Source organism: Nocardia sp. NPDC056100, from assembly GCF_042266325.1.
In the GTDB taxonomy this organism is placed as follows: Bacteria; Actinomycetota; Actinomycetes; order Mycobacteriales; family Mycobacteriaceae; genus Nocardia.
In genome coordinates this window covers 1014243-1027024 of the sequence record NZ_JBHJVY010000003.1, presented here as the reverse complement: position 1 = coordinate 1027024, position 12782 = coordinate 1014243, and the positions used below count along the sequence as shown (strand labels likewise).

The 12782-nt window shown below is 66.5% G+C and carries 11 protein-coding genes; 4 read left to right on the top strand and 7 right to left on the bottom strand.

Features of this window, described 5'->3' with window-relative positions:
- Positions 1–28: 28 nt before the first annotated feature.
- A complete protein-coding gene (locus tag ACFC0O_RS26890; protein WP_375962420.1) occupies positions 29–592 on the bottom strand; it encodes a TetR/AcrR family transcriptional regulator in 564 nt (187 codons plus the stop codon).
- Positions 593–663: 71 nt separating this feature from the next.
- Between ACFC0O_RS26890 and ACFC0O_RS26885 the strand changes: the two genes are divergently transcribed.
- Positions 664–864 carry a hypothetical protein gene (locus ACFC0O_RS26885; protein ID WP_375962418.1) on the top strand — a complete coding sequence of 67 codons (201 nt, stop codon included), beginning with the start codon at positions 664–666 and terminating at the stop codon, positions 862–864.
- Between the two features lie 59 nt (positions 865–923).
- On the opposite strand, the gene ACFC0O_RS26880 is transcribed toward ACFC0O_RS26885, so the two are convergent.
- From ACFC0O_RS26880 to ACFC0O_RS26855, 6 genes are read right to left on the bottom strand one after another with little or no spacing between them, the layout of a single operon-like run.
- A complete protein-coding gene (locus ACFC0O_RS26880; protein WP_375962415.1) occupies positions 924–2096 on the bottom strand; it encodes a lipid-transfer protein in 1173 nt (390 codons plus the stop codon).
- Positions 2093–2512, bottom strand: a complete 420-nt coding sequence (locus ACFC0O_RS26875) for a MaoC family dehydratase (RefSeq protein ID WP_364637714.1) — start codon at positions 2510–2512, stop codon at positions 2093–2095. Before ACFC0O_RS26875 ends, ACFC0O_RS26880 begins: the two co-directional genes overlap by 4 nt.
- Entirely contained in the window at positions 2509–3459 is a 951-nt protein-coding gene (locus ACFC0O_RS26870; RefSeq protein ID WP_375962413.1) for a bifunctional MaoC family dehydratase N-terminal/OB-fold nucleic acid binding domain-containing protein, read from the bottom strand. Before ACFC0O_RS26870 ends, ACFC0O_RS26875 begins: the two co-directional genes overlap by 4 nt.
- Positions 3460–3476: 17 nt before the next feature.
- Positions 3477–4646, bottom strand: a complete 1170-nt coding sequence (locus ACFC0O_RS26865) for an acyl-CoA dehydrogenase family protein (protein ID WP_375962411.1) — start codon at positions 4644–4646, stop codon at positions 3477–3479.
- Positions 4631–5719, bottom strand: coding sequence for an acyl-CoA dehydrogenase family protein (locus ACFC0O_RS26860; protein WP_375962409.1), 1089 nt, complete (start codon positions 5717–5719; stop codon positions 4631–4633). Before ACFC0O_RS26860 ends, ACFC0O_RS26865 begins: the two co-directional genes overlap by 16 nt.
- 26 nt (positions 5720–5745) lie before the next feature.
- Positions 5746–7911, bottom strand: a complete 2166-nt coding sequence (locus ACFC0O_RS26855) for an acyl-CoA dehydrogenase (protein ID WP_375962406.1) — start codon at positions 7909–7911, stop codon at positions 5746–5748.
- A gap of 147 nt (positions 7912–8058) precedes the next feature.
- Between ACFC0O_RS26855 and kstR the strand changes: the two genes are divergently transcribed.
- The 3 genes from kstR (at position 8059) to ACFC0O_RS26840 (ending at position 12727) form a co-directional block, all read left to right on the top strand.
- Positions 8059–8724 carry a cholesterol catabolism transcriptional regulator KstR gene (kstR, locus tag ACFC0O_RS26850; RefSeq protein WP_364637704.1) on the top strand — a complete coding sequence of 222 codons (666 nt, stop codon included), beginning with the start codon at positions 8059–8061 and terminating at the stop codon, positions 8722–8724.
- A gap of 301 nt (positions 8725–9025) precedes the next feature.
- Entirely contained in the window at positions 9026–11596 is a 2571-nt protein-coding gene (gene otsB, locus ACFC0O_RS26845) for a trehalose-phosphatase (RefSeq protein WP_375962403.1), read from the top strand.
- A gap of 231 nt (positions 11597–11827) precedes the next feature.
- Positions 11828–12727, top strand: a complete 900-nt coding sequence (locus ACFC0O_RS26840) for a metal ABC transporter solute-binding protein, Zn/Mn family (protein WP_375962400.1) — start codon at positions 11828–11830, stop codon at positions 12725–12727.
- Positions 12728–12782 lie beyond the last annotated feature (55 nt).

Below are 12782 nucleotides of genomic sequence, written 5' to 3'. Positions count from 1 at the left end.
AAGCCTCTCGTTCGAGAGGCTCGAAAAATCAGCCCGGATGCCGGATACCGAGATTGAGGATCGCGGCCCAGCCGCCCTCGCTCCCGTCCAGCCCCAGCGTGGTGATGAGGTGGCACAGCTGCCCGTAGGCGATGAACTTCTGCACCTCGGGATCGGTTGCGCCCGAACGTGATTTGGCATAGTCGGTGACCCGGGCCAGGCCCCGGCGCAGCGCGTCGGCGATATCGGCGATATCGGTCGCGGACTGGGCGTGCACCTGGAGCATGAGCAGACTCTTGTTCGAGATGAGTTCGGCGTAGGCCCCGCCCATCTCGTAGAGGATCTTCTCGGGATCACCCTCCCCCGCCCGGGCCGCACCCGTGGCGAGCGAACGCTCCACCAGTTCGAAGCACCGGTCCAGTGCCGCGACGAACAGTTCGACCTTGCTCGGAAAGAGCTTGAACACGTAGGCCGTCGATATCCCGGCCGCCGTGGCGACGGTGGTGATCGGCGTGCCGTGATACCCGGTCCGGGCGAACTCCACGATGGCCGCGTCGAGAACGGCTTCCCGGCGAACGTCCGAGGTGGAGAGGGTAACTCCGCGCTTGGTCATGTGAGTGACTGTACACTCACTCTTTCGCGGCGCGCAACCCCCCACCTCGAAAATGGTCGTAGCCTGGCCCTATGACGGAACCGGAGCGCACCGACAAGACACCGCCCGAACCCCAAGGGACCTTCCTGGGCATGCCCTATGACTGGCGGCGACCGACCTGGGAGCGAGCGAAGGCGCGTTGGTGGAATCCGGACGAGCCGCGCTTCCTCACCCCCAAGACCTACGGCTGGGGCTACGACTTCAACCTCTACCGGGTGTTCCACCGCAGGTAGCCCCGAACGCGAAATGCCCGGGCGAGAACGGATCTCACCCGGGCATTCGACGTGACGGATCAGTTGGAGCTGAGCACCAGACCCGAGGTCGGGACGCCGGTGCCGGCCGTCACGACGATATTGCTCAGGCCCGCAACCTGATTCACCGAGGTGCCGCGAATCTGGCGCACGCCCTCGGCGATGCCGTTCATACCGTGGATGTACGCCTCACCGAGCTGGCCGCCGTGGGTGTTCAGCGGCAGTCGCCCGCCCACCTCCAGCGCACCGTCCTTGATGAAGTCCTTGGCCTCACCGCGACCGCAGAAACCCAGTTCCTCGAGCTGCATGAGCACGAACGGGGTGAAGTGGTCGTAGAGGATCGCGGCCTGCATATCCTCCGGGCGCAAACCGCTTTGGGCCCACAGCTGATCGCCGACCAGGCCCATTTCCGGCAGGCCGGTCATGGCATCGCGGTAGTAGCTGGTCATGACGTACTGATCGGCGCCGGAACCCTGTGCCGCGCCGACGATCACGGCGGGCTTGTTCGGAAGATCCTTGGCCCGTTCGGCACTGGTGACCACGATCGCCACACCGCCGTCGGTCTCCTGGCAGCAGTCGAGCAGATGCAGCGGCTCCGCGATCCAACGGGAAGCCTGATGCTCCTCCAGGGTGATCGGCTTACCGTAGAAGTGCGCGTTCGGATTCACCGCGGCGTGCTTGCGATCGGTCACCGCGATGGTGCCGAAATCCGCACTGGTAGCGCCGTATACGTGCATATAGCGACGCGCGACCATGGCCACCTGCGCGGCCGGGGTGCCCAGACCGTGCGTGTACGAGAACGCGTTGTCCACACCGGAGGAGGTGGCATTGCCCGCCAGCTGGGTGGAGAACTGACCGAAGCGGTGCCCCGAGCGCTCGTTGAAAGCCCGGTACGCCACAACGACATCCGCGACACCGGTCGCCACGGCCATGGCCGCCTGCTGCACCGTCGCGGCCGCCGCGCCGCCGCCGAACGGGATATTGCTGAAGAACTTCAGGCTCGGGATACCGGCGGCCCGGGCCACGGCGGCCTGGGTATTGGTGTCCATGGTGAAGGTCGTCAGGCCGTCCACATCGGCGGGGGTGAGTCCGGCGTCGGCGAGCGCGGCGGTGACCGCCTCGGCGGCCAGGCGCAGTTCACTGCGGCCGGAATCCTTGGAGAAGTCGGTGGCGCCGATGCCTACGATGGCGGCGCGGCCACTCAGACCGGTCACGCGCGTGCCTCCTGAAGCGAGATAACGGCTTTCGCCGTGATGTGGTCGCCCAGGCTGTCCTTGCCGACCACGTCGATGGTGATTTCGGTGCCCTGCACGGCCGATACCGTGCCGGACAGCGTGAGGGTGTCACCGGAGTACAGCGGCACGCCCAGGCGCAGCGAGATCGACTTCACCCGCGCGGCCGGACCGGCCCAGTCGGTGACGAAGCGCTGCACCACACCGGTATCGGTGAGGATGTTCGCGAAGATGGTCTTGGAGCCGCGCTCCACCGCCAGCGCCGGATCGTGGTGCACGTCCTGGAAGTCCCGGGTGGCCAGCGCCGAGGACACGATGAAGGTGGTGTCGGCGAGAATCACCAACTCCGGCAACGTCGTTCCGACCTGCACTGCGGCAAGTTCCACGGTGGAGGTCATGACACAGCCTTCCAATAGGGCACGGTGTTGTCGTCATCGAGGGCCTCGAAACCGACCTCGACGGCCTGACCGATGGCGACGTCGGCGGGATCGATACCGCGCAGCTCACCGAGCATGCGCACACCCTCTTCCAGTTCGACCAGCGCGACCACGAACGGCAGCGCCCGGCCGGGCACCTTCGGGGCATGGTGCACCACGAAACTGAAGACGGTGCCGCGCCCGGAGGCCACGACGTACTCGGTCTCCTTGGCCTTGTCCTGCCAGATCGCCGGAACCGGTGGGTGCTGGAGCGCGCCGTCCGGCCGCCGCTGAATCCGCAGCTCGCCGAGTTTGGTGCCGTCCCAGAAGAATTGGGTGTCGTGCGAGACCACCGGCTTGACCCGCTTGGCCAGATCCGCCGCCGGATCGGCCTTCGGCGCGGCACCGGTGCCGGGCGCGAACTTCAGGATGCGGAAGAGCATCTCGGTGACGAGCTCTTCTCCCACATACCAATTCGTGCGATAGGTGGCGAACCAGCCCTCACCCAGACCCGTACGCTTCGGCCCCACCAGGGAATCCAGCGAGGAACGGACGGTGACCTGCTCGCCGACCTCGAGGTAGCGGTGGTACACCTGATCGCAATTGGTGCCGACCACCGAGGTGAACCCGGCCGCGTCGAGCAGCTCGTTGGTGACCGTCATCGGGTCGTCGGCGGGCCGGGTTCCGTTGAGCCCCAGCATGGTCCACACCTGAGCCATGGCGGGCGGGGCCACGATGCCGGGATGTCCGGCGGCGATGGCGGCGGCCTCGTCGACATAGATCGGGTTGGCGTCCCCGATGGCCTCCACCCAGTTGTTGATCATGGGCTGGTTCACCGGATCGCGGGCCAGACGCGGGGACGACTGCCCCGCTTCCTTGATCTTTTCCCCGGCCGCTCGGATCTCGTCGGCCGTGAAGCTTTGCGTCACTGTCGAATTCCTTCTTGCTAGCGCGGCACGCGGGGTAGCCGCAGGCCCATTTGGGCGATGAGCTCGCGCATGACTTCATTGACGCCGCCGCCGAAGGTGACCACCAGATTCTGCTTGGTGCGGCGGTCCAGCCACACCAGCAGTTCGGCGGTCGCCGGATCGGCGGGATCGCCGTAGCGGCCCACGATCTCCTCGGCCAGGCGTCCGGCCTCCTGCAGCGCCTCGGTGGAGTACACCTTGGTCGCGGACGCGTCGGCGATCACATCGGCCGGATCGGCGTCGGGGCGCTCCATATTGGAGGCCACCTGCCAGTTCAGCAGCTCGTTGAGCCGCACCATGGCGTGCAACCGGCCCAGCGACCGCCGCACCTCGATCTCACCCAGTACGCCCTGCTTATGCGCCCATTCGCGGACCCGGGTGTAGAGCTGTTCGATCTTGCCGGACGGGCCCAGGCTCACCCGCTCGTGATTGAGCTGGGTGGTGATGAGCTTCCAGCCCTTGTCCACCTCGCCGACGACCATGCTCGCGGGCACGCGCACATTGTCGAAATAGGTGGCATTGGTGTGGTGCGCGCCGTCGGCGGTGATGATCGGGGTCCAGGAGTAGCCCGGATCCTTGGTGTCCATGATCAGGATGGTGATGCCGCGGTGCCGCGATTCCACCGTGCCGGTGCGCACGGCCAGCCAGATGTAATCGGCCTCGTGCGCTCCGGTGGTGAAGATCTTCTGCCCGTTGACGATCCAGTCACCGTTGGCGTCCTGCACGGCGCTGGTGCGCAGCGCCGCCAGGTCGGTTCCGGCATCGGGCTCGGAGTAGCCGATGGCGAAATGGATGTCGCCGGTGAGGATTCCGGGCAGGAACTTCCGCTTCTGCTCATCCGTGCCGAAGGACTGCAGCGCCGGGCCGACGGTCAGCAGCGTCACCAGCGGGACGGGTACGTCGGCGCGCACCGCCTCGTTGTAGAAGATCTGCTGTTCCAGCGGCCCGAAACCCTGCCCGCCGTACTCCTTCGGCCAGCCGACGCCCAGCTTGCCGTCCGCGCCCATGCGCTTCACGACCGTGCGGTAGGCGTCACCGTGCCGGTTCACCAGCATCTCGGCCTCCTCTTCGGGAGTGACGAGACCGGTGAAATACGAACGCAATTCGTCCCGCAGCCGGCGCTGCTCAGCGGTCAGTTCGATGAACATCTGGCTCCCAAACGGTCCAGCCGGAACGATTCGCCGCCCAGCCAGCGCGCGATGTCCTTGGCCTGTGAGTAGTAGCGGTGCAGTGGATGGGTGATATCGACGCCGAGACCACCGTGCAGGTGATGACACTGCTGCATGGCAGCGGGCAGCTCCGATGCCACCGTGTAGGCGAGTACATCCAGATCGTCTTCGGTGCGGTCCAGGTGTTCGGCGTTGTCCACCCCGTCCCGGGAGAAGGACACAGCCTGTGCAAGCGCCCAATTGGCCGATGCCGCCGCCGCGTGCAGGGTCCGCGAGACCACGTACACATCGGCGATCTGCTGTGCGACAGCCTGGAATTCGGCCAGCGGACGACCGAACTGCTCGCGGGTGCGCACATGTTCGGCGGTCAGCGCGAGAACGCCCTTGAGCAGACCGTCCGCGACCGAGCCGATTCCGGCCAGCGCGAAGCGGTGCAGTTCGGCGATACCGCCGGGCAGCAACTGCTCGGGCGGAATCTGCACACCGTCCAAGCGCAGCGAAAACTCCGGCACCCCATCGGAAGTCGGGCTCGCGGTCTTGGTGACGCCCGGCGCGTCACCGTCGACGATCGCGATACCCGAGGTGGTCGGGACCAGAATCCAGCGCGCGGTATCGGCGTACGGCACCGCCACCTTGGAACCGGTGACTCGCACGGTGTCACCGTCCGCGACCGCGGTGGTCTCGGGCTTCACGGTGAACGGCGCGCCAGCCTCGTGCAGTGCGGCGGTGAGCACCGCGCCGTCGGCGACGGCGGGAAACACCTTCTGCGCCACCGTATCCGGCACGCCGATGGCCAGCAGCGGCAGCACGCCGAAGGCGAGCGTGCTGAGCGCCGGAATCTGCACGGCGTCGGTGGCGAGTTCGGTCAGCATGGCGGAAACCTCCAGCAGACCCATATCGTCACCGCCGAACCGCTCGGGTAGGGGCACGGCGAGCAGTCCACTGCCCGCGAAAATCGGCCAGAGCGCGATATCGCGTGCGCTTTCACGCTCCAGCAAACTTACAACAACCTCGGCGACAGCATCCTGGCTCTCGTCCCGCGTGAAGTCCAATTCATTACTCCCGGTTGAGGTGTGGGCTAACCGTGCGATTCGCGCGGCAGTCCGAGAATTCGTTCACCGGCGACGGTCAACAGAATCTGCTCGGTACCGCCCGCAATGGACAAACAGCGTGTGAGCAGGAATTCTTTCACCACATCGGTTTCCAAAGCACCCGCCGCGCCAGCCACTTCCACGGCAAATTCGGCGACTGCCTGCCGGTGTCTGACACCGACCAGTTTGCGCACGCTGCTCTGCGGACCCGGGTCTCCACCGGATAGCAGTTTTTGCGCCGCGCGCGCGTCCAGCAATGTTCCAGCGATTGATTCGGAGACAAGTCCGCCGAGTCGATCCGCCACCAATTCCGCACCGGGTCCGGAGGTGGGCGCGGCGGCGATCAACGCCTCCAGCTCATCCCCGATTCCCTTGCCGCCCATGGCGACCCGCTCGGCCGACAGCGTCGAGCGCGCGATCTTCCAGCCGTTCTCCAGCGCACCGACCAGGCAGTCGTCCGGGACGAACACATCGTCCAGGAAGACCTCGTTGAAGCGCGCCTCACCGGTGATCTCGACCAGCGGGCGGATATCGATGCCCGCGCTCTTCATATCGACCAGGAAGTAGCTGATGCCCTTGTGCTTGGGCGCGGCCGGATCGGTGCGCGCCAGGCAGATGCCCCAGGTCGCCTTGTCCGCCAGCGAGGTCCACACCTTCTGACCGCGCAGCTTCCAACCGCCCTCGACCCGCTCGGCCACCGTGCGCAGCGCGGCCAGATCGGAACCGGCCTCCGGCTCGGAGAACAGCTGGCACCAGATGACCTCACCGGTCAGCGTCGGCAGTGCGTAGCGCTCGATCTGCTCGGGCGAACCCCATTGCAGCAGAGTCGGAATCGCCCAGTTGGCAATGGCCAGTTCGGGCAGCGTGATGCCCGCCTTGCGCACCTGGTCATCGATCCAGGTGCGCTGGATCGGACCCGCGCCGCGTCCGTACGGCACCGGCCAATGCGAGGCCAGCAGTCCGGACTCGGCGAGCGCGTTGCGCTGTTCCGCCTCGGGCAGGGCGGCGATCTTGGCCAGGTCCGCAGCCAGCACCGCGGCCTCGGCCGCGGTCAAACCGACTGCGTCCCAATTGGGTTCGCCCTCGGCCCCGCCGGAAGCGGTGCCGAGATCGAGACCGACCGTGCGGCGCACACCCTGCAATGTCAATTCGGTGACCCGGGCGCGCCAGCGCGCGGAACCGCCCAGCAACTGCCGCATGGCGGTGGCCCGGCGCAAATACAGGTGCGCGTCGTGCTCCCAGGTGAAACCGATTCCACCCAGCACCTGAATGCAGTCCTTGGCGGTTTCCACCGCGGCGTCCAGCGCGATGGACAGTGCCACCGCCGCCGCGAGCGGAAGTTCGTTCGTCTCAGCATCAACCGCGGCGGCCGCATCGGCGGCCACCGCGCGAATCTGCTCGGCCCGGCACAGCATCCACGCGCAAATATGTTTGACCGCTTGGAATTCGCCGATCTTGCGCCCGAATTGTTCGCGCACCTTCGCGTATTCGGTCGCGGTTTCCAAACACCATCCGGCAATACCGGCGGCCTCGGCCGCAATCAGCGTGGCGGCGATATCGAGTACGGATTGCGTGGGTTCGAACAAATGGTCCGGCGCGACAGCAACTTCCGCGCAGACCACCCGCGCGAGCGGAACGGTCTGGTCGATGGTGGGCAGCGGCTCCACCCGCAGGCCCGCCGCATCGGCGTCGATCAGACCCCACAGGTGGCGCTCCCCGTCGACGACCGGCACCAGGACGGCGGTGCCCGGCGCGGCGCCGAGAACCGAGTCCCACTCACCGGACAGAATTGCCCCGGATTCGCCGACCGATATCGCGATTTCGCCACCGAGCGCGATACCGCACGGCGTATTCTCGTCGAGCATCTCTCCGGCAACGAGGCCGGCGAGGGCCGTCGAAAGTACGGGTCCGCCTACGAGATCATGTGCCGCCTGCTCCACCAGCACGGCCAGATCTCCGACGGAACAACCCGCACCGCCGGCCTCCTCCGGGACCGCGACCCGGAATATCCCGAGATCGGCGAGGCGCGACCAGTATTCGCGCCAGAAATCCGACCCACCGGAACGCATTGTTGCAATTGGGCGCACCGCTGCCGCCCACCCGCGCATGGACTCCTGGACGGCTTTATGCTCGTCAGTGGTGGCTATGGTCACACCACGTACCGCCTTTCCGGGGTGACTTCCACTCCTAGAACATGTTCTAATGTTCGAGCCGGGCGTAAGTCAAGCGCCGCCCAATCGCGGTACGAACTCGTAGCCGGGATGAATCGAACGATTCGTGCAGGAAAGGACTTTCAACCGATGGCCAGTCCCTCCCGATCGCAGTCCGCCGATGGCGCCGCTGCGGGCACCGCGCCTGTGGGCACCGGGCGCAGTGCGCCCGTCACCACCCTCAGCGAGGAGGATCTGAGCTCGGCTGCACAGCGCGACCGGCGCAAACGCATTCTCGACGCCACCCTCGCGCTGGCCTCCAAGGGCGGCTACGACGCCGTCCAGATGCGCGCGGTCGCCGAGCGCGCCGATGTCGCCGTCGGCACCCTGTACCGGTACTTCCCGTCCAAGGTGCACCTGCTCGTCTCGGCCCTGGCCCGCGAATTCGAACAGCTGGAGAGCCGCCGCAAGCCGCTGCCCGGCGGCGATCCGCGCGAGCGCATGCACCTCATGCTCACCCAGATCACCCGTGCCATGCAGCGCGATCCGCTGCTCACCGAGGCCATGACGCGAGCGTTCATGTTCGCCGACGCCTCCGCGGCCGCCGAGGTGGATCGGGTCGGCAAGGTGATGGACCGATTCTTCGCCCGCGCGCTGTCCGACGAGGTGCCCGATGAGCGCCAGCTCGCCATCGCCCGCGTGATAAGCGATGTGTGGCTGTCGAATCTGGTCGCCTGGCTCACCCGTCGCGCATCGGCCACCGATGTCACCGAACGACTGGAGCTCACAGTGGATCTGCTGATCGGCGACAAGTGAGATTTCTCCGGGTTTACTCCCAGCGCCGGGGGTAGCACGCGGCAAACGCACTCCGGGCTTTCGCACGGATGCATCCGGGCCGGTCGTCTTTTCGAGACGATCCGGCTCTTTCGCGTTCAACCACAACGTCACAGGTCACAGGCACCGAAGCCGTACTGCCCGAGCGGAAATCGGACATATGGTGAACCGGAGGCAAGTGTCTTGTAAACGCTATGTATCACCGTCAGAACGAGCGGGCAATCAAGACCCAGTAGAGTCTGGCTCGCCCTGAAAAATCTCCTCCGATCACTAGGTTGGATGCGTGAGCGCACAGGATTTGCCACTGGAACTTCGCCGTGCGTTGGCGGCTGTCGCCCGAGTGCCACGGCTGCTGGTCGCTTCGGACTACGACGGGACGATCGCACCCATCGTTGACGACCCCGCGAAGGCCTATCCCCATAGGGAGTCGGTGAATGCGCTGCGCGCACTCTCCGGCCTGACCGGTACCACCGCCGCCGTCATTTCCGGACGAGCGCTGCGAGATCTCGCGGCTCTCTCCCGGCTGCCCGTCGAGGTGCAGTTGATCGGAAGCCACGGTTCCGAATTCGATGTCGGCTTCGTGCACGCCATCGATAACGACGCCAAACAGCTACTGCAGGAAGTGCAGTCGACGCTGACCCAGATCGCGCAGGACAACCCCGGCGCGACCGTCGAGATCAAACCGGCCAGCGTCGCGCTGCACGTGCGCAACGCCAGCCCCGAAATAGGCCGCCGCGCAGTGGTTCAGGTCCGCCAGGGCCCGTCCAGCTGGGTCGGCGTGCAGACCACCGAGGGCAAGGAAGTCATCGAGCTCGCGGTCGTCGAAACCGATAAGGGCGCGGCGCTGGACATCGTCCGGCACCAGCAGGGCGCGTCCGCGGCGGTATTCATCGGTGATGACGTCACCGATGAGAAGGCCTTCAAACGCCTGTCCGGACCGGACGTCGGCATCAAGGTCGGCGACGGTGAAAGCCTCGCCAAATTCCGGGTTTCCAGCACCGAGGACGTCTCCAAGGCCCTCGCATTCCTGCTCGAGGAGCGGCGCACCTGGCTGGCAGGAGCCTCCGCCCCTCGAATCGAACGGCTGACCATGCTGGCCAGCCCTCGATCCAAGGCCCTGGTCACCCCCGACGGCACCATCACCTGGTTGTGCCACCCCGAACCCGATTCGGCGGCGGTGTTCGCGCACCTGCTCGGCGGACCCGGCGCGGGGCATTTCACCATCCAGCCCGAACGGGCCGGACTGCCGCTGTCCCAGCGCTATATCGACGGCACCATGACCGTCGAAACCCGGTGGGCCAGTCTGCAAGTGGTGGACTACCTGCCGCACGACGTAGCCGCGGTGCGGACCGACCTCACCCGTGTCATCACCGGTGACGCGAAGGCGGTCATCACCTTCGCACCGCGACCGGAATTCGGTCAGGTGCCGGTGCGCATCGTGCGCGATAACGCCGGACTGCGGGTGCAGGGCACCAACGATCCACTCGTCCTGCGCTCCCCGGGCGTGGAATGGGTGATCATCGACGAGGGCAATCACCACACCGCCCGCGCCGTCGTGGACCCGCGCCAGGGTCCGATCGTGCTCGAAATGCGCTGCGGCACCTCCGATCTCGCACCCTGCATGACACCCGAGGCGGACCGGCGGCGCGAAGCCGAACGGTACTGGTCGGAATGGGCGGGGGCACTGGAACTTCCGCCGCTCAAGCCGGATCTCATGAAACGCTCCGCGCTCACCCTGCGCGGACTCGTGCACGCCCCCTCCGGATCGATCCTGGCGGCGGCCACCACCTCGCTGCCCGAGGACATCGGCGGCGTGCGCAACTGGGACTACCGGTACTGCTGGCTGCGCGACGCCTCACTCACCGCGTCCGCACTGGTATCGCTGGGCTCCGTCGGCGAAGCCGAGGAACTGCTCGCCTGGGTGCACCGGGTGCTGGAGACCATCCCCGGACCCGAACGGCTGCACCCGCTCTACACGCTCTACGGCGAAACCCTGCCGCCCGAGGCCGTCATCGACCAGCTGCCCGGCTATGCCGGATCCCGGCCGGTGCGAGTCGGCAACGCGGCGAATATGCAGGTGCAGCTCGACGTGTTCGGGCCGATCGTCGACCTCATCTCACAGCTCGCGCACGCCCGCGAACGCAAGGGCATCACCGATCCGGCCAAGGCCCTGCCGGACGCGGACTGGGATCTGGTGCACGCCATGGTCTCCGCCGTACAGCGGCGCTGGCGCGAACCCGACCACGGCATCTGGGAGATCCGCGGCAACCCGCGGCACCACGTGTACTCCAAGGTCATGGGCTGGCTCACCGCCGACCGGGCGATCACCCTCGCCCGCCAGTTCGGCCGCACCGTCGAACCCGGCTGGGAGAAACTCCGCGACACCATCGCGGCAGAGGTCAAGGTCGAAGGCTGGAGCGAAGAGGTCCAGTCCTACACCGCGGCCTACGAGGGCACCGACCTCGACGCCGCCACCCTGCACATCGGCCTGAGCGGTCTGATCGACCCCTCCGACCCCCGGTTCGCCGCCACCGTCGTCGCGACCGAAGCCGAATTGCGCAGCGGCTCAACCGTTTACCGCTACCACCACGATGACGGCCTGCCCGGCGGGGAAGGTGGCTTCCACCTCTGCGCCGCCTGGCTCGTCGAGGCCTACCTCCTCATCGGCAAGCGCGAGGACGCCGAGGCGCTCTTCGCCCAGCTCGTCGACGTCGCGGGCCCCACCGGCCTGCTGTCGGAGGAGTACGACCCGGTCGCCGAACGCTCCCTCGGCAACCACCCCCAGGCTTACAGCCACCTCGGCCTCCTCCGCTGCGCTCAACTGCTGAGCCAGCCGGTAGCCGCACTGACCTAGTCCGCGATCCGGACGAAGGAATCCAGAACCCCGCGAACATGTTGTTCGCGGGGTTCTTCGCTGTTCACGGTGGTTTCGGATGGTGAGCGCCCGTGTGTCGCCTACCACACCTACCGGTCGGATTTAGGCAGCGCCGGGCACTTGCGCTACATTTTATTGGCAATCGTTTTCGTTTCAGATAAGCGTTTCAGGAGTACCCGCGTGACCAGAAGCTTTGCAAAAGGATTCGCCGTGTTCGCCGCGGGACTGGCCACCGTGGCCACCCTGACCGCCTGCGGATCCTCGAAAAATGATTCCGGGGTGACCGTCGTCGCCTCCACCAATGTCTGGGGCGATATCGCCAAGACCGTCGCCGGACCCGACGCCAAGGTCGAATCCCTGATCAGCGATCCGGCCGCCGACCCGCACTCGTACGAGGTCACCGCCGTACAGGCCGCGCAGATCAGCGATGCCGACCTCATCGTCTACAACGGCGGCGGCTACGACGAATTCATCGACAAGGCCATCTCCGGCAAGAACAAGCGCACCGTGAACGCCGTCGACATCGCGGGCGAGGACTCGCACGGTGCGGCCGCACCCGCCAAGGAGACCGCGGGCCACGATCACGAGCACGGCAATGAACACGTCTTCTACGACGTGCACGCCGCGGGCCATGTCGCCGAGCACATCGCCGACAGCCTGGGCCAGATCGATCCCGCGCACAAGCAGGACTACACCGATCGCGCCGCCGCCTTCACCGCGAAACTGACCGGGATCGAAGCCATTACGGCCAAGATCGCCGCCGAGCATCCGAATCAGCCCGTGGTGCAGACCGAGCCGCTGGCCTACTACATGCTGCTCGCCGCCAAGGCCGACGACCGCACCCCGCACTCCTTCCAGGAAGCCATCGAACAGGGCACCGACCCCTCCCCCGCCGATGTCGCCGCGGTCCGGGACCTGCTGTCCGGCAAGAAGGTTCGCGCCCTGGTCTACAACATCCAGACCGAGGACAAGACCACCAAGGATATGCGCGCCACCGCGCAATCCGCGGGCATCACCGTCGTCGAGGTGACCGAAACCCTGCCGCAGGGCCTGGACTACATCGGCTGGATGACCCGCAACGCCCAATCGCTGTCCACCGCACTGTCCTAGATCCGGAATCATGCCCGCCGCCAAAGCATTACCCCTGGGAACCCCGGCCGCAGCC